The sequence below is a fragment of the Porphyromonas bobii genome, from assembly GCF_943169685.1.
Taxonomy (GTDB): domain Bacteria; phylum Bacteroidota; class Bacteroidia; order Bacteroidales; family Porphyromonadaceae; genus Porphyromonas; species Porphyromonas pasteri.
The window spans coordinates 1-23,529 of the sequence record NZ_CALPBU010000003.1 but is presented as its reverse complement, the minus strand read 5'-3'; the positions used below and the strand labels follow the sequence as shown (position 1 = coordinate 23,529).

The 23,529-nt window shown below is 53.8% G+C and carries 14 protein-coding genes and 1 pseudogene; all 15 read left to right on the top strand.

Going from position 1 to position 23,529, the window contains the following annotated elements; all coding sequences use genetic code 11:
* The first annotated feature begins 111 nt into the window (after positions 1-111).
* Positions 112-2,517 carry a TonB-dependent receptor gene (locus KO088_RS03955; RefSeq protein WP_251419787.1) on the top strand — a complete coding sequence of 802 codons (2,406 nt, stop codon included), beginning with the start codon at positions 112-114 and terminating at the stop codon, positions 2,515-2,517.
* Positions 2,518-3,024: 507 nt separating this feature from the next.
* A complete protein-coding gene (locus tag KO088_RS03950; RefSeq protein ID WP_215493670.1) occupies positions 3,025-5,742 on the top strand; it encodes an AAA domain-containing protein in 2,718 nt (905 codons plus the stop codon).
* Positions 5,743-5,941: 199 nt separating this feature from the next.
* Positions 5,942-6,535: a hypothetical protein gene (locus KO088_RS03945; RefSeq protein WP_215493669.1), complete on the top strand. Its 594-nt coding sequence runs from the start codon at positions 5,942-5,944 to the stop codon at positions 6,533-6,535.
* A 666-nt stretch (positions 6,536-7,201) separates the two neighbouring features.
* Positions 7,202-8,224 carry a TonB-dependent receptor gene (locus KO088_RS03940; protein ID WP_215493668.1) on the top strand — a complete coding sequence of 341 codons (1,023 nt, stop codon included), beginning with the start codon at positions 7,202-7,204 and terminating at the stop codon, positions 8,222-8,224.
* Between the two features lie 7 nt (positions 8,225-8,231).
* Positions 8,232-9,491 (top strand): outer membrane beta-barrel protein, encoded by a 1,260-nt coding sequence (locus tag KO088_RS03935; RefSeq protein ID WP_215493667.1) that lies wholly within the window; start codon positions 8,232-8,234, stop codon positions 9,489-9,491.
* A 194-nt stretch (positions 9,492-9,685) separates the two neighbouring features.
* Positions 9,686-10,366 carry a hypothetical protein gene (locus KO088_RS03930; protein WP_215493666.1) on the top strand — a complete coding sequence of 227 codons (681 nt, stop codon included), beginning with the start codon at positions 9,686-9,688 and terminating at the stop codon, positions 10,364-10,366.
* A 12-nt stretch (positions 10,367-10,378) separates the two neighbouring features.
* Complete coding sequence (locus KO088_RS03925) at positions 10,379-12,691, top strand: outer membrane beta-barrel protein (protein WP_251419786.1); 2,313 nt, start codon at positions 10,379-10,381, stop codon at positions 12,689-12,691.
* 603 nt (positions 12,692-13,294) lie between these two features.
* Positions 13,295-13,726 carry a helix-turn-helix domain-containing protein gene (locus KO088_RS03920; protein ID WP_251419784.1) on the top strand — a complete coding sequence of 144 codons (432 nt, stop codon included), beginning with the start codon at positions 13,295-13,297 and terminating at the stop codon, positions 13,724-13,726.
* Positions 13,723-14,810: pseudogene (locus KO088_RS08895) on the top strand (IS5 family transposase). The gene KO088_RS03920 and the pseudogene KO088_RS08895 overlap by 4 nt, the downstream one beginning before the upstream one ends.
* A gap of 615 nt (positions 14,811-15,425) precedes the next feature.
* The gene (locus KO088_RS03910; RefSeq protein ID WP_215493663.1) at positions 15,426-16,784 is read left to right on the top strand and encodes an SWIM zinc finger family protein; all 1,359 of its coding nucleotides are present in this window, start codon (positions 15,426-15,428) and stop codon (positions 16,782-16,784) included.
* On the top strand, positions 16,777-18,270 hold the full coding sequence (locus tag KO088_RS03905) for a DUF5691 domain-containing protein (protein WP_215493662.1): 1,494 nt from the start codon (positions 16,777-16,779) through the stop codon (positions 18,268-18,270). The genes KO088_RS03910 and KO088_RS03905 overlap by 8 nt, the downstream gene beginning before the upstream one ends.
* A 20-nt stretch (positions 18,271-18,290) precedes the next feature.
* Positions 18,291-19,370 carry an ATP-binding protein gene (locus tag KO088_RS03900; protein ID WP_215493661.1) on the top strand — a complete coding sequence of 360 codons (1,080 nt, stop codon included), beginning with the start codon at positions 18,291-18,293 and terminating at the stop codon, positions 19,368-19,370.
* A gap of 4 nt (positions 19,371-19,374) precedes the next feature.
* Positions 19,375-21,735: a DUF5682 family protein gene (locus KO088_RS03895; protein WP_215493660.1), complete on the top strand. Its 2,361-nt coding sequence runs from the start codon at positions 19,375-19,377 to the stop codon at positions 21,733-21,735.
* A 12-nt stretch (positions 21,736-21,747) separates the two neighbouring features.
* Positions 21,748-22,875: a VWA domain-containing protein gene (locus KO088_RS03890; protein WP_215493807.1), complete on the top strand. Its 1,128-nt coding sequence runs from the start codon at positions 21,748-21,750 to the stop codon at positions 22,873-22,875.
* Positions 22,876-23,216: 341 nt separating this feature from the next.
* Positions 23,217-23,529: transposase (locus KO088_RS08890; RefSeq protein ID WP_215493659.1), on the top strand; the 313-nt coding region annotated here is incomplete at its 3' end.

Genomic DNA, 23,529 nt, shown 5'->3' with positions numbered 1-23,529 from the left:
GGACTATATAATAGCAGTGTTTCACAGGCGTTTAAGGGGGCTATTTTTTTTTTTTTTTTCTATAAAGTCGCTACCTTTCGGGACGATTTCCATTAGCACGCACCTCTTGGTATGAAACACATTCACTTGCTCTCAGTCGCCTTTGCGCTATCTTCTGGTAGCCTTCTCGCGCAGACGACCGTCGCTGTACAGGGCTCCCTAAAGAAGACGACTGACCGCACGCCCGTGGACTTTGCTAACGTCCTCCTGCGCCATCCCGCTGATAGTAGCCTTGTCGTAGGGACTACCAGTGACGAGCACGGGGCTTTCCGCTTGGAGGCTCCCGAGGGCACCTTCCTCCTCGAGGTGCGTGCGCTGGGCTACCGACCCTATCATCAGACGCTCACCATCGCTGGTGCTCTTGACCTCGGCGAACTCCTCCTCACTGAGGAGACGAAGCAGCTCTCCGCTGTCCAAGTCACAGGGCGCCGCCCCATCATGCTTCGTAAGGCTGACCGCCTGGTCTTCGATGCGACCCAGATAGCGCCTGCCGCCGCCTCGGCACTGGATGTCCTACGGCAGACACCTGGGGTGAATGTCACGAATAGTGGCATTAGTCTCATCGGTAAGGGGGGAGTCATCGTCCTCGTCAACGATAAGCGCGTGCGCCTCTCAGGTACTGCTCTCCTCAGTCTCCTGCGCTCCTACCCACAGTCCGACCTTCAGGAGATTCAGATCTTGACCACACCACCTGCTAAGTACGAAGCCGAAGGAGATGCGGGCGTCTTGAACCTCGTCTTGAAGAAAGCTAAGAATGACTTCTTCGGGGGAAGTGTCACGCCATCCTTCGGGATCAAAAAGTCGCGGCCTCGCTATGGTCTCAGTACGAGCTTCAACTATAATCAGGGCAAGGTCACAGCTTCCCTTGACCTCGGTGCCGGTACGGGGCTGTTTGATGGTGATCCGCGTACCTATCGTACCTATCCTCAGCAGAAGACTTACTATGTCAGTGATACCTACTACACTGGGCGGGATAAGTACTTCAACATACGTGGAGCACTGGACTACGCCTTCACTCCAGAGCTCACACTCGGCTTCAGCGCCTCCTATACGCCTCAGCAGGATAGTACGCATCGTGAGAATGATTCTCGCGACTATAGTATCACTTCCGATGGCTCGTACCAGCTCCTTCGTTCCCTCCCAGGGCTTGCGGTGAACATCGATCATGGGAGGTACATCTCGGCGAATGCCCACATGGAGAAGACCTTCAAGGGGGTGCCTAAGCGCCGCCTATCGTGGGACGTGGACTATGTCGGCTACCGCAATCGGGAGGATCGTAGCTTTACCTCCTCGGGCCTAACCCCTCAGGGTACTCCTATCGCGGGCTCGGACTTCCGCTTCAATGCGCTGACCGATCAGCATATCGACTCCTATATCGCCAGCCTGGACTATGTCGAGCCCCTCGGTAAGGGGACGCTGGGCTTCGGAGCAAAGGGGGCTTGGACGCGCACCAGCAATAGTAGTGACTATGATGCAGCGAGCACGATGGGTGAGCACCACGATAAGATCCGCTTCGATGAGCAGGTCTATGCGCTCTATGCGGACTTCAAGCATCCCCTCTCTGAGACGTGGAGTCTTCGCACGGGGCTTCGTATGGAGTACACCCATACGGCAGGGGAGAATAACGGCCGTCGTCTGGAGAACTTGAGGAGCTACATCAACCTCTTCCCCACGCTCTTCTTAGGCTACAATCCCAATGACCGTCATGCCTTCAGCCTCAGCAGTACCATCCGTCTCAACCGTCCGCATTTCAGTGCGCTCTCTCCCTTCGCTAACTATGAGAATCAGTACACCATCATGCGAGGGAAGGAGGATCTACGTGCTGCGAAGCGCGCACGGCTTGCCCTCGGATATACCTTCCTCGGTGCGCTGAACTTCCAGCTCAATGGGGGCTACCTATGGGACGGGATTACGCAGGTGATACGCCTGGATCCTGCGACGAACCGAGGAAGCTACACCTATGAGAATGCCGAGAAGACCTGGATCATTGGACTGGAGAATAGCTACTTCTTCAATAAAGTCAGCTTCTTCCAGACCTACATCTCTCAGCGCCTTTGGTATAATGAGACGAAGCTTGATGCCCATGTGTCCTCTCCCTATGGAGGCTCTGGTCTGAGCTATAGCTTCAGCATGAACAATACCTTCTTCTTCAACCGCAGTAAGACCCTCCAAGGTACCTGCTCCATCTACTACGCGAGCCCACGCTACGATGACGGAGGTCTGAGGCACTCGCATTCCTTCACGGCTAATGCAGGCCTATCCTATACGCTCCTCGATGGGAAGCTCCGTATCGCTGCCGATGCCTACAACCTCATCTGGACCGAGCCCTACATCAATATCAATACCCCCGCCTACCAGATGCGTGTCAAGAACGAGTCGAATAGCCTCTACTCGCTGAGCTTGACCTATTCCTTCGGTGCCTCCATCGAGGGTAAGGATGAGCGCCAGAGTGCCCAGGATCTTCGCTCGCGTATGTAGCGCCCTACCGCTCCCGCTCTTGGATCACACCCGCTAAAGCAAAGCCCCCAGCAGCCGTCCTCGTGGCGCCTGCTGGGGGCTTGCTGTATCCCTCGCCTGCAGGCAGGCCGCTACTTTCTTCACCCAAAGCTTGCGCCTTCGCTCTGCTTTCCCCTTCGCTCAAAGTGCCTGCTTCATCGGTTGCACGGCCCGAACGTATACCCCTTCTCATCAAGACGTATACGTATCGTGAGCAAAACGTATACGTTTGGCGGTGAAAACGTATACGTTTCGAGTGTGAAACGTATACGTCTTGGGTATGAAACGTATACGTTTTGCTCGCACAAGGTATACGTCCTCCCGTCGCAGCCTCCTCCCGCCCCGCACGAACGCCCCACTGCACCGTCCTCGGCTCCCACAGCACTATCTACTATTCTTGGTAATTTAGATGCCTCATAAGGGGCTTCTTCGCAGTGGAAGACAGCTGCAAGGGACTTATAGTAATTGGTTGATTTTTTACTCAGAGATATGGATGCAAGGCAGTGTATGATCATAGACTTGGAGCGGCAGGGGGACAAACGAATGTTCATCACCGAGCAGGTCGAGTCCATAGATGTCAGTGAGCATGGAGGATGGTTGGTGCGCTTCAAGACCTCTCCCCGTGTCTTCCAGTACAATAAAGCTCGCCTCCTTTATCTGAAAGATCCCAAGCCTATCAACGTCGTGCATAGGGGGCTCTACGTCCGGAACAAGCGTATCTCCGACATTGCAGAGCTCCTGTGCTTCGCCTACTCCACGTACAATTTCTATCGAGTGACCCATACGAATGGCTATGTAGAGTGCCTTGATGGTCGGGAGATCTATATTACCCGCACGCCGATAGACCTGACGGGGGGCTCTACGTGGGACTATCTGAAGAAGCTCGCAGCTGAGACGGGACTATGCGCCAGCGACGGGACAAATATCTTAGCGAAGTCCTACCGTCTGGTGGATGTGAAGCGAGATAACGTGCCCCTTGCTCAGTACCTTGGTGATAAGAGGAAGCTGGCTACGCGCTCTATGCCACGGCAAGTCTACTATCCCTTCGGGTGCAATGCCAGCCAAAAGGCTGCGGTGGAGGCAGCCCTATGCCATCAGGTGAGTATCGTGCAGGGGCCTCCAGGTACGGGGAAGACGCAGACGATCCTCAATATCATCGCGAACTTGCTCCTCGCAGGCAAGACTATATTGGTGGTATCAAATAATAATTCTGCCGTAGAGAATATTGCCGAGAAGCTCCAGCGTGAAGGCTTGGGCTTCCTCGTGGCACAACTGGGGAACTCTGAGAACAAGGAGGCCTTCATCCAACAGCAGCAACCCTATTACCCCGATATGGAGGGATGGGCGCTCGAGGATGCTTCGGCGGTCAAGAAGGTGGCCAAGGAGGCTCTGCGGAAGGTGTCTCAGGGCTTTGAAGACCAGACGAAGCAGGCGCAGCTACGGGCCGAGCTCAATGCCTTGCAGACGGAGCGTCAGTATAATGATCTCCTTAATGAGGCTATCGGGCAAGATGTCAGCTGGCTGAAGGATAAGTCTCCTGCTGGGCTGATGGCCTTACTTACGCGCTTTCAGCAGCTCGCAGAGCGTTCGGAGCGGCCCAGCTTTTGGTTTCGCTTGAAGAGTACATTCACTTTAGGACCGCAGGCCTTCTCGTTCCTCAAGAGAGAGTTTGCGGAGGTCATCGCTTGCCTGGAAGATGCCTACTATGAGGCTTCTCAGTCTAAGATAGAGAAGGAGCTTTCTGCCGTCACGCAGCGTCTTCAGTCCATCGACTTAAAGCAGAGCGTCAAGGAGCTTACGACCTCGTCGCTCCAGCTTCTCAAAAGCAAGGTGAGCAAGCGCTATGATAGTGGCGGCGCCCGATGCCAGTTCACTATCAGAGACTTCAAGCTCAAGACGGAGGCTTTCCTCAAGGAATATCCCGTGGTGCTGAGTAGTACATACCGATCGAATGGGAATATCAATCCCGACTATGTCTTTGACTATGTCATCATGGACGAGGCTTCGCAGATCGATATCAAGACGGGAGCATTGACCCTATCGTGTGCTATGAATGCTGTGATCGTAGGGGATGACAAGCAGCTACCTAATGTAGTAAGCCGAGAGGAGGCCCTTGCTCTCACAGCTATACGAGAGACCTATCAGGTCGATGACCGATATGATGCTGTGACGCATAGCTTCCTGAAGTCCTGCTTAGAGATCTTCAAGGATGCCCCCGTGACGCTGCTACGTGAGCACTATCGTTGCCACCCCAAGATCATTGAGTTCTGCAATCAGCGCTTCTATGATGGGGAGCTGATCTCCATGACGACGGATAAGGGTGAGGAGAAGGTGCTTCAAGTCCTACGCACCGTGAAGGGGAATCATGCCCGAGGGCGCTTCAACCAGCGTGAGATAGACGTCATCACGCAAGAGGTGCTACCAGAGTTTCAGGATCAGGGGAGCATCGGTATCATCACCCCCTATCGTGATCAGGCGCAGGCTATCAACCAGATGCTGGGCATGGATATCGCAAGTACGGTACATAAGTACCAGGGGCGAGAGTGCGACACGATCATCATGAGTATGGTGGACAATAGTCCGACAGAGTTCTCTGACGATCCAAACCTCCTCAACGTAGCTATCTCTCGTGCCAAGACTCACCTCTGTATCGTGGCGACAGGGAATGATCTGCCTGAGGGGAGCATCCTATCTCAGCTTATCAGCTACATTCAGTATAACAACTTTGAAGTGAAGGAGAGCAAGCTGCGCTCGGTCTTTGATCTGCTATATACGCAGTACACTACGGAGCGCTTGGCTTATCAGTCCAAGCATCAGGTATCCGGGCAACTATCTGAGACGCTCTTCTATGATACGCTACTCAAGGCTCTCAATGGGGTGGGGCGTAGCGAGCTTTCCGTGCTCTGTCACTATCCCCTTGAGAGACTCATCGCTGATGTGTCGCTACTGGATGCTGAGGAGCGAGCTTTTGTCAAGAGTCCTCTCTCGCACGTGGACTTCCTCGTCTATAATTCGCTGACGAAGCGTCCGCTACTCGTCATTGAGGTCGATGGCTGGAGCTTCCATAAGGGAAGTACTACGCAGCAGGCCCGAGACGCACTCAAAGACCGCCTTCTCTCCAAGTATGATCTCCCTCCCTATCGTATCTCTACGACAGATATGGTGACGGTCGATATGCTGAGAGAACGGCTGGCTACTTTATTGTAGGCCTGCAGTAAGGCACTGTAGTTATTAGAAAAAAGCCTACCTTCGTGGTGCTTCCCAGGAGGGGAAGTGTCTTTCATCAGAAGTGTCCAGAGAACGGCTACGAGCCGTCCGCAACCTATCCGCATACGGGGCAAGGTGCGAGAGGCAGACTCCCTGCCTGACACGAGAGGACGTATCGTCTCATCTAAAAATAAAAGGTATGACTACCCAAGCTACATCTACTTCGACAGAGGAGCTCACATTCAGCTCCCGCACTATCTATTCGACTGAGCACCCCGAGGGGCAGCTGCGTCGGATGGATGGCACCCTGCTGCGTCTCTATCCCGCTACATCTCTCCCCACACCGCTGACACCCGAAGCACGTACCGAGGCTACTGAGCTCTTTCGCCAAAGCCTCTCCCTCTTGTGGCGGTATCGTGAGCGCATCCTTTCGGATAGCCGAATGTTCCTCACTCCCATAGCTGAGACGAATGGCTTGGCATATCTGGGCGCCTTCCCCGTGGCGACACTGGGCACGTACATCGAGCTCTGGACGCTGTGTGATGCTGCGCTCATCACGGACGAGCGTGGGATCCAGCACTTCGTGACGCGTGTGGCAGGTAGCCCGCTCTCTGGGAGCAATCGCTGTACGCTGGTAAGTGAGGAGGGCGAAGTCAGCACGCGCAGTGTACGGGACTTTAGTTCGCTGTGGCGTCCCCTCCGTGGCTTGATCCGCCGCTACCGAAAGCCCCAAGCCACCGCCGAGCACTACACCCTTACCGAAGTCCTTAGCCTCCTCAGTGAAGAAGGGTAGGGCAGTCCTACCCATACCCAGCGGAGGGGAAAGTGTCCTTCTCGTGAAGAAAAAAGCGCCTTCACGTAGTGCTTTTCCTCTATCTATGTACGTAGTCTTAAAGACCAGGTACGTAAATCCAAATATCCACGTACGTAGATTTATCGTCCACGTGCGTAGTCCAAACTTATCTGCCGCTCGTCCACAACTTTTATCCCTACGTGGAGCAACAACCCTAATATAGGTCAGTGGGGCGACCAGTATTGGTCGACGTGCGAACCACTATAGGTTCATAGTAGTAACCAATAGTGGTTGACTCACGAACCACTATTGGTTTGCACTACCAACAAGTAGTGGTATGCATCCCTCCCCTCGCAAGTATAGCCAGCAAGCCCCCTGACGTATGCGGATAGCCGTGCATCAGGGGGCTCTTTCTTTGCGCCTTTCTTGTCTGTATGTATTTTACTAAGTTTGTGGTAGACAACTGAATCTGAAGACATCAAGTCTACACCACAAACGTCTTACCATAACTCACGATACCCTTATGAAGAAGAGCGCCCTTCATAGTCTATGTCGCCTGTCTCGGTGTGAGCACTCTCGCCTCATACGGAGCTCAGCAGGCGCTCTGCCTTGCCCCACAAACAGCCCTCGACACAACAGATCGTCTGCAAAAGAAAATTGAACACCATGAAGACTCTAACTAAATGCTTCCTACTCCTCGTAGTACTCCTCTGTAGTGAGCAAATTCTCTTAGCCCAAGCTATTAAAGGCACCGTAGTAGATGCCGAAGGGAAACCTATTGAGTTAGCCCACGTTATTGCGCGTAAGCGTGCGGACAGTACCTTCGTAGCAGGCTGTCTGACAGATGCCCAGGGGCGATTTGCTTTTGAAGCGCTGTCTGCGTCTGAGCATATACTCACCGCCAAGTGTATTGGCTACAAGGCTCGCACAATAGCAGCTCAGCCGGTCTGTAATATCATATTGGAGGGTGATGCCACCGAACTGTCAGAGGTCGTCGTGCTTAGCTCCTATGTCAAGCGTTCTCCCTCGGGCGATCTCTCTGTGCGCATCCAAGGTAATCCCATTGCTAAAGGGAAGAGCCTCATGGAGACTCTGCGCTATATACAGGGAGTCGAGGTGCTTAGTGGAAATATCTTGATCAATGGTAAAGACCATACCATCATCTATCTTGGAGATCGCAAGATTACGGCCGAGCAATTACGCTCCATCCCTACCAATATGGTGAAGCATATCGAGGTGATACCCAATGCAGGAGCTTCCTTTGGGCAAGAAGCCCAAGGAGGTATCGTGCGTGTAACTCTTCGACAGAAGGAGGGACTTATTGGGGCAATTGGCTTGACTGCACAAGCAGATGGAGAGGGTTTTGTAGATGCCATCCTCACTCCTACGCTACAATATCAGCTTGGTAAGCTATCTGTATATAACAACCTTAAACTGGGTTCAGGGAATTATCGCACAAGGTACAAGCGTCAAGATAACTACGGCACCCATCATGTAGATCGAAAGTTTCATTCGGATAAGGAGTCCTTGGCTCTTCACGAGAATTTGGGGCTACAGTATCAGCTTACTCCGACGCAATCCCTGCAAGTTTATGGAGGGCTATATCTGATTAAGCATCAATCAAACCAACCACAACGGGCAGCTGCTGAGTCTGAGACAAAAGACCCAAAGCTCTTTTATCGAAGGTAATGCGGGCTTGCTCTATCGAGCTAATCTGAATGTCGGGAAAAACTCTTCCTTCTCTACCAAGGTCGAGTACCTCAATCAGAGCAATAGCGATCATATAGACTATGAGCTCAATACTCATGACGAGAATGAATTGAGGCAGAGGCTGTCCTACCTCTATGTGGAGCCTCGTTTAGAACTGAAGTCGAGCAAGGGGAGTAGTGTAAACTTGGGGATTCGCTTTAGCCGTCTGAGAGACAGAAACGAAATGTCGGGTATCGCCAGCACAATACTCACTCAAGTAAAGCAACAAGATTTCCAGATCTCTGGAGGGGACTTTGCCCCGTGGGTAGAGTACAGCCGCATGATTGGTCAGCGAGCATTCGTGCAGGTAGGGCTGACCTATCAGCTAACAGATATGCAGTATAGCGATTATCTCAATCGGATTGCGTCTATCAACAACCGTTATTCGGGGCTGTATCCCAATGTCCAGTTGCAATACATGCTGAACCCGCAGAAGCAGTCGGGTATATCTATAGCTTATCGCCGAGACTATTCGCTGCCTAACTATGGCTACTATAGCCCAGTGGCTGTCTATCAAAACGAGAAGCTGTATAGCATAGGTAACCAAAATCTAAAGGAAGAAACCTTTCATTCTGTAGAGGCGAATTACTACATCAATCCCAATTGGATACTGACTTATAGGCTAAAGAGCGGTGCGAACATCATACATCTGCTTGCTCATCGAGACCCCATGCAGTCCGATGTGGTGTACACGAGACCCGAAAATAGTGGCACGAGTCTACAGCACTATACTTCCCTCTCCTATACAGCCAGTGTGTCGGACTTTTGGCAGACAAATAATAGGGTCTTTGTGAGACACAATACAGAGAAGAGCCCAGGTAAGACCGTCTCCAGCGCTTGGCTGGGGTGGAGTGCCACCCAGCAGTTTAGATTGAGTAATACGATGGGACTAACGCTATCGGCTACAGGACAGACTGCAGAGAAGCATCTGAGCCATGAAGTAGGGCTACGCTATGATATAGATGCCGGTGTCTATATGAGCTTGTTGAATGATCAGCTACAGATCAATCTTGGGGTGCTCAACCTCATTCATAATAGAGCGGTTATGCGTGTCAAAACAGATTTTGCAGAGCTCGAGCGTACGGATTTATCTCCTCGTAGACGCCTCAAATTAAGCGTGACATGGCACTTCTCCAGCGGAGATAAGATCAAGCGCAGTAGCTCGCGTACAGTCAATTCGCCCACCAGAGAGACCCCTACACTGTAAGGCTCGATACTATCCCTCCCCTCGCAAGTTATAGTCAGCAAGCCCCCTGACGCATGCAAATAGCCGTGCGTCAGGGGGCTCTTTCTTTGCACCTTTCTTGTGTGCATATCTTTTACTAAGTTTGTGGTAGACAACTGAATCTGAAGACATCGAGTCAACGCCACAAACGTCTTACCATAACTCACGACACGATTATGAAGAAGAGAGCCCTTCATAGCCTATTCGCCTGTCTCTGTGTGAGCGCCCTCGCCTCATGCGGAGCTCAGCAGGCACTCTGCTTTGCCCCACAAACCACCCTCGACACAAGCACCAACACGATCAAGGTCGCTGATCAGCCCGTCTTCAAGGTCGCTACCTCGGTGCTGAACCTCAAGGAGGAGCAACTTGCGCTGAACAAGGAAGCGCTGCCGAAGGAGCGGGCAGCGTATATCGCCTCCATTCTCAAGGAATGCCATTCAGATCAGGACACCATCATCGCTGCTTCGCCAGACTTCACCCTAGTAAAGAGCACGGGCACTCATAGTAAGCGTGATGTCGGCTACATGTATAGCTATCAGCTTAACTTCGACTCAGGGCGCTGGGTCTGCATAGTCCTTGATACCGCAACGGAGCGTGTGCCGACGATGGATGGAGTGTGTGGATTTCTACGGAGGGTCTATGTGACCAAGCGGAGGAATCGCGTGATCGTCAAGGATTCTTTCGGGGATATCGCCATCGTCTATGTCCTACAAGGACGAGATCGCAAAGCTCCTTTCAGCCACACCTCGGCTTGGCGACCAGCCGACATCTCCGCTATGATTTCGACAGTGTACTATATTGAGAAGGAGTTCGATCCCAAGAGCCATGCCGTAGCGACAGGGAGGTATGTAAAGTAAATCCACTAAGCCATGAAGAAGCTATTCACCATCATCCTCTGCTGCCTCTGCGCCCAGATCACGCTGCTCTCGCAGATCATATACTCGGGGCGGGCCATCTCGTCCGAAGACAAGACGCCGATCCCCCTAGTGAACATCGTCCTCTTAGCGCAAGACTCCTCCTTCATCGCAGGCGGGGTCACCGACGAGCTCGGGCGCTATTTGATCACGATGGAGCAAGGGAAAGTCCCGCAGTGGATACGAGCGACCTGCATCGGCTATGAGGATCTACTGCGACCTATCAGCCGCTACCCTCGGGAAGGCGCAGAGCTCATCTTAGAGGTACAGACTAACCAGCTGCAGGATGTGACGGTTCGGGCGAAGCGCAAAGCCTTCAAGCTGAAGGATGGTGCATTCGTTGCCAACGTCGCAGCGGTGCCTTCACTCAGGAATAGCGGCTCGATCGACAACCTACTGAACCGCATCCCCTTCGTGCAGGGATCAGGCGGATCCTTCTCTGTGCTCGGCACGGGTGGTGAGGCTACCCTCTACCTGGATGGTCAGCGGGTGCAGGATGCGAGCATCCTCCAGCACCTCCGCTCCCAAGATATCGCAAGTGTCGAGGTCATCAATACCCCTGGCGCACAGTACAAGGCCTCCACGAATTCGGTGATCAAGATCCACACGATCAAGAAGCAGAATATGACCAGCCTCTCTGCTTCGCAATACGCCCTCCTGCAGCATCGCCTCAGCACCTATACTGGTGTCAACGTCGCTCACAGCAATGCTCGGGCTTATTGGAGCTTCAATGCGGGCTATAGCCACACCGCGATGGCGAGTGGGAATAGTGATTACTACAGCATGCCGAATGGGAGTGGAGACTTATTGGAGACCTTCAGCTCCTCAGATATGAGCAATCGAAGTGACTTCTTTATGGGTGGCTTAGGGCTGAATATATCCTCAGCTAAGGAGACGAACATCGGCTTTGTCTCCAATCTCAAGGTGGGTGCTGCGAAGTTCGATGTCGCTTCTGAGGGACTGATCCACAAGGAGAGCGGGATCGTGCGCCTGAATACTCCCTATACCTCGCAAATAGATTCACGTCCCTACAAATCCACGTCGAGCCTCTATTACAATGGGAAGATAGGTGCCACGAGTGTGAACGTCACCGATGAGATCCTCTTGGGGAGTGACAGCAATACCTCCATATACGACGAGGCGGGCACTTCGGCACACGCGCAGACCAAGGGAGCTCAGCGCTATGGCATGAACTCCCTGATGCTGTCCTTCCAGACACCTGTCAAGGGGGTGAAGCTGGGCTACGGCGCTGAGCTGGCCTTGAGCTTCAATAAGAATGAGCTGCAGCAGACGGAGCAAGGCATCGTGACTGACGTCGTTAGCTCCACGGTGAAGAATGGCCAAACGCTACTGGGCACCTTCGTTGATGTGAGGGCTCAGTGGCTGGGGCTGTCGTGGTATGCAGGCTTGCGATATGAGTATGAAGCCTCTTCCTATACGCAGAATGGTACGCGTGTCACCCGTCAGAAGCCCTCCCCTCACTTCCTAAGCCCCAGTTTCTCGCTGTCTTATTCGGGCGAAGATCTCCAAGCTACGCTGTCTTATCGTAAGAGCCTCCACCGCCCAGCGTACTCGTCCTTGAATAACTTCACACTCCTCGAGAATCAGTACGTCTACCAGCAGGGTAGTCCCTTCTTACTCAACGAGACCAATGATGCCCTACAGCTCCTCGGCACGTACAAGACGCTGTCCTTCAGCGCCAGCTATAACTACATTCGGAATACGGCGACCACAGCGCTAGCCCGCCACGAGACGAAGGCCGACGTGCTGCTCAAGCGTACGATAAATATCCCCAGCTATTCGACGCTCTCGCTGGGGCTGAATTGGAGTGATTCATTCGGTCCGTACTCTCCATCAATTGAGGTGGGATTCCAAAAGCAGTTCCTCAAGTATAGTGGCTTGACCTTCGATCGCCCGATGCTGGAGCTCTCGACAAGCCATTATGTAGAGCTGGGGAAGGGCTGGAGTGTGAACGCTGACGCCAGCTACTCAAGTAGAAGGCATCACCTCTTCAGCGAGTACTCTGCTCAGTGGAGCTACAGCCTGATGCTATCCAAGGAGGTCGGGAACTTCACCTTTGACCTCAGCCTGCAGAACCTCTTCCTTGACAACAAGCAGTACAGGACGCGCAGGATGGCAGGCATCTTTGCGCAGGAGATCGAAGCGCGGGACTTCTCGGGCGCCGGCTTGAATGTCTCCTACCGCATTCATTCCCTCAAGGCAGCCTACCGCAACAAGAAGACCAGCAGCGAAGGGCAGCGCTTTTAGCCCACCTCCCATCCACACCACGACGAAGCCCTTACCCATCTCAGCGAAGAAGGGTAAGGGCTTATCCTCATTTCCTTAGGTATAGTAAAAGGGTGCAAATCACTAGTGATTTGCACCCTTTACCGCGGAGAGAGAGGGATATGAACGCATCCCACCTATGTTGTTGTATGACAGGTTCTATCTAATCTAGTCAAGCGGGGAGTGTAGCAAAAGTGTAGCAGTTTTCTGACTGACTCTTGACTACTCTTCTGAATGGCTATTGGAAGTAAAACATCTCTCTTTTTCGGTTGACAAAGGTACAGAAAAACGAACGATAAGCAAAGCTTCTCTTTTATAGGTGTTTACGTAGATCCTTGCTACACAGTCTGGTGCACGGTGCAAGCCCTATATATAAGGGGCTTGCACCGTGCACCAGACTGTGTAGCTGGGCAAAAATGACGTGTTCTCTTGAAGGAAAACCTTTCCTATCTCTATCTTATATCAGCCCCATTGCAGCCCCGAAAGACATCTATATTGCATCTGATGCAAGACCTCTTGCATTGGGCGCATAAACTTGCACGAAACGGGTTGGTTGAGCTCGGATGCGTTTATAACTTTGAGTATATGGAAAAACTACTCGAGCTCCTGAGAGCTACTCGCCTGAAGAATGGAATTTCGCAAGACTATCTTGCTGTAAAGCTGGGAGTTTCCTCAAGCTCTGTCTCACGCTGGGAATCCAAAGGTAACTTCCCCAGTGTCGATAAGCTCTTTGAGTATGCAGAGCTTTGGGGGTTCACTCTTCAAGAGGTTCTTGCACTCAATGCAAATGCTCCTATTGAAGTCCCCAAGCCAGTTGGTAAGATTGAGATCTCAGCCTACGATAAAGCGAGCTTCAAGCGTCTTGTTGCACAACTACTCGAGGAGGGAGATGGTAACATTGAATTTGTCACAACACATATGAAGAGACCTTTGCACGGCACTAGAGGGGATCCAGGTTTATTCCATTTGCGTATGTTTCTGATATTTAGTGTCTTTATAGATAAAACAGTCGTATAGCTATGCCTACCAAACAAACCGAATCCGCTCCGAGCTTCCTGCAAGTTTATACGCAGGTGCGTCGCGACCGCATGAAGCACTCGTTCCTTCGACAGATCAGCGCTTGCGTTGACTGGCGAGGTATTCGTACGCTACTCAACAAGAAGTATACAAAGACCCAGAACGCCACAGGCAATCCAGCCTATGATGCCTTGATGATGTTCAAGATCCTACTGCTTCACACCTGGTACGGCCTGAGTGATTACGAAGTCGAAGAACGGATCAACGACTCCCTCCTCTTCAGCGAATTCCTCCTCTTGGATATGGGCCTTCCAGCTCCAGACCACAGCACCATCTGTCGCTTTCGCGCTGAACTGACGCGCTTGGGGATTATGGACAAGCTCCTTCGCGAGCTGAATAAGTAGTTCAAGAAGCACGGGATTAGCCGTATTGACCAAGGGGCTATCGTGGATGTGAGCATTGTGGATAGCCCGCACGCTCCCGATGGAAGTATCCTCATCGAAGTGGCGGACGACCGAGAGGACTTGCGCACCGAAGAAGAGCAAGCCCAAGAGCCGGCTTATCAGTATGAACTCAAAAGTCGCAAACCAGGGGGGGATACGGAAGCTCGTTGGGTGCGCAAAGGCAGACACTAGCGCTATGGGTACAAAAAGCACGTGCTGATCGATGGACAAGGGTTGGTAGAGAGCGTAATTACCACGCCAGCCAATTGTGCCGATACGGTGGTATTGCCCGAGTTGATAGAGAAGGCTGAGCTTACGCAGGGCGTTAGTCTCTTGCCGATAAAGGTTATTGTAGCAAGAAGAACTCAGCTTGTCTCTTTGAGCACGGCTTGATTGATGGGATTATGCTCAAGGCGCAGAAGGGGATGAAGCTCACAGAGCGACAACGTGAACTGAATAACGCCATCAGCAAAATGCGCTGTTTGATAGAGCGTACCTTCGGGAGTATTCGAAGGTGGTTTTCAGGAGGGCGATGTCGCTACCGAGGGCTTGAGCGAACGCATACACAGAATATCTTGGAGGCTATGGCATACAATCTGAAGCGTATGCCTGGGCTTCTTGTGCTCCAGAGCGCCAAATAGCCCGGGAAAGCCCCCTCTCGGGAGGATGATCCTCCCGGGAAGGGGGCAAGGGGGAGAGACAGCCATCCCACTTCTCAGCCTAAAGATCCCAATTTTCGAGGCAAGAAGGTGCAAGCTGTGAAGAGATGGCCTTGCGCAATGGTCTCGATAGGTGCAATAGGTCTAATAAGTCCAATAGCCAAAGCCCTCTGTCACAATCATTCCTAGAGCAAAAAACAGACCATGCCGAGAAAGGGAATAGCATACATACAGAGACCATCGTAATCACCTATGTAAGGTGATTACAGCGGACATACCGTGTCCTCTCTCACCCCTCTCAAAATCCCGTAGCTAGAGCTGTCTCCGTGATCGATACAAGCAATGAGTACTGGGTCGAGGATAGGGGCAGTAGGGTGAGGGAACTAGGCCTATCGGCAGAATCTGTGGGGTCAGGGAGTACACAGGGGGGGTAGATAGGGGCAGGAGGGTGAGGGAGCTAGGCCTATCAGCAGGATCTGTAGGGTCGAGGGGTGGAGAAGGAGAGGGCGGGGAGGTAGCGGTAGTACCTTGGTGGGGGAGGAGATTTTTCGGGCATAATCACTACCTTTGGTACACACAACGCAAATAGACATCAATATGTCCATCAGACTTACCGAAGACCAGATACTACAGCTCGCACCCGATGCCGCCTCTGTCAAGGCTGGACAAGGACAGGCAAAGACCAGCAAATGGCCCCTGCTGCGATGTGGCGAAAGAGCTTTGTGGGGACACTGCCAGGGCTCGGGGTCATCCCCCTACCAGACGATAGTAGACCTTACGAATATTGCCTTTAAGTGCTCATGCCCTAGCCATAAGTTTCCCTGCAAGCATGCCCTAGGCCTCCTCCTGCTCTATGCTCGCAGTGAGTCCGCCTTCGCCCAAGAGGACGAGCCCGAGTGGGTCACCTCCTGGATCGACAAGCGTGCAGAGACAGCTGAGAAGAAAGCTCAGCGTGAGGAGCGCAAGAAGGAGGGCGAGAAGGTCAAAGACCCCAAGCAGGCAGAGCGTCGGCAGGCCAATCGCCATGCCAAGATCTTGGTGGGAATGCAGGAGCTGGAGCTGTGGATGAAGGATCTACTGCGTACGGGTCTGATGCACGTAGCCTCTAGCCAGCGGGGGAGTATCTACGAGATGGCACGTAGGATGGTGGATGCGCAGGCCTCGGGGGTCGCCCAGCGGCTCTACGAGATCTACGAGATCGACTACAACGCTGAGGGCTGGAAGGAGCTCCTCCTCGATCGCCTCTCCCGTCTCTACCTCTTGATCTCTGCCTACCGTAGGATAGAGACCCTCAGTGAGGACTGGCAGGTGGAGCTTAGGACAATGGTCGGTATCCCTCAGTCACAGGATGAGGTGCTCGCTGGCGAAGGAGTGGAGGATGATTGGCTTGTCCTCTATACCGAGGAGCGTAGCACGGGCGATAACCGCACCGAGGTCGCCCACCTCTACGGACTGCAGAGTGGACGATATGCCGTGCGCTTGACCTTCATTGTGCCCGGTCGCCCGTCTATGGAGCTTAGCTTGATGGAGGGAGTAGTCTATCGGGCGAAGCTCTTCTTTTATAAGGGAGTGCTCAACAGCCGAGCCTTGGTACAGGATGCCACCCATACAGAGAAGACCTTTGTCCCTCAGAGCTTTGGCAGTATCGAGGAGGGAATGGCATACTATCGAGAGCGGATGGGGCAGAACCCCTTCGCCCAGCACACCTCTCTCTGTCTCGCGGAGGTAAGGATCTGCCCAGAGGGCGAGTCCTTCGCACTCTATGACGCTAGGGGTAGGCGACAGCCTGTCTCCATAAGGCGAGAGGATGGACTTTCCTTCCTGACCCTAACGGGCGGAAGACCTTGCAATGCCTTCGTCATCATCAGCGAAGGCGAGTGGCGGCTCATCTCCATTTGGTACGATGGGCACTACCGCATCACACAGCATGAGTATCACACCAAGGAGTATGAGTAGTACAACGAATAGTCTTGTTAGCCTAGCTCTGCTGGGCACCCCAGGTAGGGCGGTGGCCTGTCCCCTGCCCGAGCTGCAGGCAGAGTGGGAGAAGATACAGCAGGGGAGTGAGGACAGCGAGGAGGCCTTCTATCGCTTAGCTGCGATGGTCTTCGCTTATCGTCGGGCAGGTCTCTTGCCCGAGGAGCAGGAGGTGAGCTACCCACTGACGGAGCCCCTTGAGGAGACGCAACCCTTCCTCCCGCAGGAGCCTTCCCTCATCCTTCGTAGCCTGCTCAGCAATAGGCTGACCGCTACCCTTGCCTATGGGCTAGACCTAGTGGCTGAGGAGGGGCTGATCCTTCGCCCCGAGTATGTGTACGAGCTACTAAGCACGGTACTCAAGAAGGGCAGTGGCTACAATGTAGCTTGTAGAGCCAACGCCCTCAAGGTCTCGGGCAATAGAGGTAAGTGGCTACTCCCGCTCCTCGAGGTAGAGGAGGAGAGTCCCCTAGATCTAGAGCACTGGGAGCTATCTGGTCAGCAGGCTCGCCTACAACTCCTCAAGCAGGTGCGTAGGGAGGATCCTCGAGCTGCGATACCTCTTGTCGAACGTACTTGGCGTGAGGAGACGGCCTCCAATAGAGAGGCTCTGCTCTCGTGCTTCAGTATAGGACTTAGCCAAGAGGACGAAGAGTTCCTCACCGCCGTGATGGCGAAGGATCGCAGCCAGAAGGTGCGTGAGGTCGCCCGTTCGCTTCTCGAGAGCCTACCCAAGGGGCAGCTCGTCAGACGCTACTGCGAGCTCCTAAAGGGACAGCTGAAGTATGGGCGCATACTAGGCTGGTCATATACCCCGATCCCCTACAGCCCCGAACTCAAGGAGCTGGGTATCGCCGAGGTCAGCCCCAACAAGGGCGAGAGCGATGAGCACTACATCCTGCGCCAGATAGCAGAGCGTGTACCCCTGACCTTCTGGATGGAGTTCTACGAGACGAGCGATCCGATGAAGGCTGCCCAGCGACTTGCCAAGAACCCACCCTTTGCCTCCTACTTTTCCATAACTAGTCCGATCGTAACCCTACGAGACAGGCACTGGGCCTACTGGGTACTGCAGGAGCAGTGTGATAGCAAGACCCTCGAGGAGCTCGTGGGGCTTCTTAGCCCAGGGCAACGAGAGGATATAGACCTACGGAAGTACAACGCTCGCCACGGCATACCCGAGCAATGGGTCACGGAGGGTGAGGAGATGTGGGGGCCTCGCTTCTCCCTGGCGTTCCTGAAGATCGTCAGTGCCTGCTACGTCTACTATCGCCTAGCGAAGACGGAGCAGATAGGTCTATCCCTACACCCCGACGTACAGTCCTTCCTCTACAATCTCCTGCACGGAGAGGATGCAGAGCATGTACCCGATATGACCCCATCCAAGCGAGCCTTCCTAGAGGATCTTCTCCTGATCATGCAGACGAAGGCCGCCCTAGACAAAACATTCCCAAAGACTAAATAAAACCACTACATACGTATAATATGAGCACATTACTAAGGCAACATGCCGAGCAACTCTTCGCAGAAGAACTTCACGAGCTAAAGAAGAACGAGACCAACCCAATCCCCGATAACTGGGTGCTATCACCCCAGTCGGTCGTCACCTATCTCCTCGGGGGGAAGCTCAAGAACGGATTCGAGGTAACCCCGAAGTACATAGGCCGCAGACGCCTCATGGAGATAGCCGTAGCAACCCTCGTGACCGATCGTGCCCTCCTGCTCTATGGGCTCCCCGGGACAGCCAAGAGCTGGGTCAGTGAGCACCTAGCTGCCGCTATCTCCGGTAACTCTACCCTCATCGTACAGGGTACTGCAGGTACGGGCGAGGAGGCTATACGCTATGGGTGGAACTATGCCCGCCTACTAGCCGAAGGGCCAAGCGAAGGGGCACTCGTCGAGACTCCCGTCATGAAGGCTATGAAGGAGGGTAAGATAGCTCGTGTAGAGGAGCTCACCCGCATTGGCTCCGATGTGCAGGATACCCTCATCACCATCCTCTCGGAGAAGGCGATGCCTATACCCGAACTGAACCAAGAGGTGCAGGCCATACGAGGCTTCAACGTCATCGCCACGGCGAACAACCGAGACAAGGGGGTCAATGACCTCTCTAGCGCCCTCAAGCGTCGCTTCAATACCGTCATCCTCCCACTCCCTGATACACTGGATGAGGAGATCGATATCGTGCGCAGACGAGTCGAGAGCTTCGAGCAGGTGATGAAGCTACCAGCAGAGAAGCCTGCACTAGAGGAGATACGTCGTGTGGTCACTATATTCCGTGAGCTACGTTCTGGGGCTACCGCTGATGGTAAGACCAAGCTCAAGAGCCCCACGGGGACACTTAGTACGGCAGAGGCGATCTCGGTGGTGAATAACGGCCTTGCTATGGCTGGCTACTTCGGTGATGGTGCACTACATGCTGAGGACTTGGTCTCGGGTATCCTCGGTGCTGTCGTTAAGGATCCCGTGCAGGATAAGATCGTCTGGCAGGAATACATGGAGACCGTCGTCAAGCAACGTGACGGGTGGAAGGACATCTATCGTGCTTCGCGTGACATGATCTAGTACCATGGCTACGTATATACTTGGGGTCAGGCATCACGGCCCGGGCTCTGCTCGGCGTGTACGGGAGCGTCTCGAGGCTCTCCGCCCTGATCTAATACTCGTAGAGGGACCACCCGAGGCGGAGGAGCTCCTAGGACAGGTAGCTAGAGAGGGCATGAAGCCCCCCGTAGCTCTCCTGGCCTACGAGCCTACGAATCCTCAGAATGCGGTCTTCTATCCCTTCGCAGCCTTCTCCCCCGAATGGCAGGCGATGCTCTACGCAGCCACTCAGGGTACGGAGCTACACTTCTTTGACCTACCCCTTATCTATCGCTTAGCCCAGACAGAGGTGAAGGCAGAGGAGACGAGCGAGGCAAGCCCAAGCGAAGCTCCCACTGACGAGGCTACAGAGGAGCTGTCTACTCCCCCTACAGAGCAGACCGAGTCGTCTACCTCAGCTACAGACGAAGAGTCCCCCGTGGAGGTGAGCGCAGTCCTTCCCCCCGATGAGGAAGAGCTAGAGGATGCCTTTATCTCTCCCGACCCCTTCGATGTCCTCGCAGAGATCGATGGCTTATCGGATGGGGAGGCTTGGTGGAATCTTCGTATCGAGAGTAGTCCCGACGGGGCAGAGGTCTTCGAGGCGGTGAGCGAAGCTATGACTGCCCTTCGGGAGGCCTTCCCCGAACGTACGAGTGAGCACGACCTCGTACGTGAAGCGTGGATGCGTAAGCAGATACGAGAGGCCGAGCGAGCAGGTGATCGGGTCATCGTCGTCATCTGTGGCGCATGGCATGCCCCAGCCCTAGAGGCAAGAGCCAAGATCAAAATCAAGGAAGACAATGAACGACTAAAGGGTCTTCCCAAGACGAAGATTACCTGCACGTGGATCCCCTGGACCTACGACCGCCTATCCCTATATAGCGGTTATGGTGCAGGTATCACTTCCCCAGGATGGTATGACTATCTGTGGTATCACCCCGAGGATGATGGTACGCTCTGGGTCAGTAGGATGGCCAAGCATCTTCGTCGGAAGAATATGGACACCTCCGTGGCACATGTTATCGAGACCGTACGTCTGGCTCACGCTACTGCTGCCCTGAAGGAATACCCACGTGCCCTACTAGAGGACTATAATCAGGCAGCTATTACCGTTATGGGCTTCGGCGATCCGATCCTACTGGATCTGATCAAGGAGGAGCTAGTCATCGGTAATCGCCTTGGCTCTGTACCCGATGATGTGCCTAAGGTGCCCCTCTTGGTGGACATTGAGCGGCAACAGAAGCGACTTCGCTTGCCCTTCACCTCCGAGATCAAGACCGTAACCCTTGACCTGCGTAAACCACTAGACCTAGAGAAGAGTATCTTCATCCATCGCCTTGATCTACTCGGCATCGGCTGGGGGACAGAGCGGGGAGTCTCGGGCAAGGGCACCTTCAAAGAGCAATGGGAGCTCTACCATAAGCCCGAGCAGATCATATCTATCATCGAGCGGGCTGTGTGGGGCAACACCCTACAGCAGGCTACCGAAGCCTACATGAGCCATCAGGCGATGGAGGCGCAGAGCATACGCCGTCTCGCCGAGCTCCTAGATGAAGCTATCCCTGCCGACCTCCCGGGGCTGGTGACGATGATGACTAAGAGGCTCGACGAGCTATCTGCCTCCGCTGGCGATGTCGGGGAAATGCTAGATACGATCCCCAAGCTCATACGCATCCTGCGCTACGGCTCTGTACGTGCCTTAGACTTCTCTCACCTAGAGGGTATACTACGGGTAATGGTAGCACGTAGCGTAGCTGGGGGCTTGCAGGCCTGCTCAGGTATCGACGAAACAGCCGCAGACGATCTATATAACTCCCTAAGGGAGGTAGACCAAGCTCTTATGACCCTAGCAGACGAAGAGCTTAGGGAGCTGTGGCTCGCCTTCCTCGAGGAGCTTCGTACCTCTTCGCAGGTGCATCCTTTGCTAGCTGGTATGGCGACGTTGCTCCTTAACCAAGCTGACCGCTTGTCCAGCGAACAGATCGCACATAGTCTCTCCTACCACAGCTCGGTAGGGATGAAGCCTCTGGATATGGCGTATTGGCTCGAGGGCTTCCTTCGTTCCTCTTCCACGCTCCTCTTGCTGGAGGATCGTCTCTGGGAGTTGGTCAATGACTGGATCTGCGGTATCACGGCGGAGAACTTCCACGAGCTACTTCCGGTGCTGCGTAGGACCTTCTCAGAGTACTCTCCAGCCGAAAGGCGCAACCTCGGGGAGAAGGCTCGTCACTATGATGGCAAGCGCTCCTCGACCCAGAGTGTCGGGATGAGTACAGAGCCCCTGGACCATGCCGAGGCAGCTCGTGTCCTGCCCTTACTTCACCTATTCTTAGGATTAGACTAGACAAAAGAGATGATGCAAGAAGAATATCTGAAGCGCTGGCGACTGATCCTCGGTGGAGATGAAGCCGATGGCACCGGTGTGAGCCTCTCGAAGGAGGAGATACGGATGGATGAGTGCCTCGAGGCAGTCTACGACTCTGACCGCTCGGCGGGACTAGGGAGTTCGGCTCCCAAGGTCAGCCGATGGCTGGGGGATATACGAGAGTTCTTCCCCCAGAGTGTCGTGCAGGTCATCCAGCGGGATGCTGTATCACGTCTTCACCTCCATGAGCTTCTGACAGAGCCCGAGATGCTCGAGGGAGTCGTACCTGACGTTCACCTAGTAGCTACCCTCATGTCCCTATCGAGAGCTATACCCGAGAAGAGCAAGGCTACGGCTCGGGAGATCGTCCGCAAGGTCGTCGATGAGCTCCTTAGGAAGCTCGCTGGACCTACCCAGCAGGCGGTCACGGGGGCACTCAACAGGTCCTCCCGACGTCGCAATCCTCGCTACAACGAGATAGACTGGAATACTACGATCACGAAGAACCTCAAGAACTACCAACCCGACTATAAGACCATCATCCCCGAGATCCGTATAGGCTATGGGCGACGACGCAAGGCCATGAAGGACATCGTCCTCTGCATCGACCAGAGCGGCTCAATGGGTGCCTCGGTCGTCTATTCGGGGATCTTTGGTTCGGTGCTTGCCTCTATCCCTGCCGTCAGTACCCGTATGGTCGTCTTCGACACAGAGGTAGCGGATCTCACGGATGAGATGGAGGATCCTGTGGACCTGCTCTTCGGAGTCCAGCTCGGGGGAGGAACGGATATTGACCGAGCTCTGCACTACTGCATGGAGCGTATTACACGTCCAGAGGATACGACGCTAGTATTAGTGACGGACCTCTACGAGGGGGGCAACGAGCGGGAGATGCGCAAGAAGTTCGTCCGGCTGGTACAGTCGGGGGTACAGCTGATCGTCCTCCTAGCCCTCAACGACGATGGTTCGCCTTCCTATGATCGGGGTAACGCAGCATTCCTAGGTACCCTTGGGGTACCCGCCTTTGCTTGTACCCCGGACAAGTTCCCCGAGCTGATGTCGGCGGCGATCAATAAGCAGGACCTCAACCTCTGGATCGCTCAGAATATCAAGAGCTAGCCGTCATCGAGAGCAAAGGGTGGGTAGGGAATGCCCATAATGACATTGTGTATTTGTATTGTTTCGTGTAGTCCCCTGCTTCGCGAGGGTGATCCTTTGGCGGGGCAGGGGCTAGCGATTTAGCCCCAAAGGCTGATACATAGCAGTTCCTGACGCTCTACGCAAAGAATCTACGTATTCCTACCTACCACACCTATATCTCCTGGCTTTTGTCAGGGCTGTGCCTTCTCCAATCACCTTATTAGGAGACCTTTGCACGGCACTAGAGGGGACCCAGGTTTATTCCATTTGCGTATGTTTCTGATATTTAGCATCTTCATAACCAAAACAGTCGTATCGCTATGCCTACCAAACAAACCGAATCCGCTCCGAGCTTCCTGCAAGTTTATACGCAGGTACGTCGCGACCGCATGAAGCACTCGTTCCTTCGACAGATCAGCGCTTGCGTTGACTGGCGAGGTATTCGCACACTACTCAACAAGAAGTATACAAAGATCCAGAACGCCACAGGAAATCCAGCCTATGAAGCCTTGATGATGTTCAAGATCCTACTACTTCAGACCTGGTACGGCCTGAGTGATTACGAAGTCGAAGAACGGATCAACGACTCCCTCCTCTTCAGCGAATTCCCCCTCTTGGATATGGGCCTTCCAG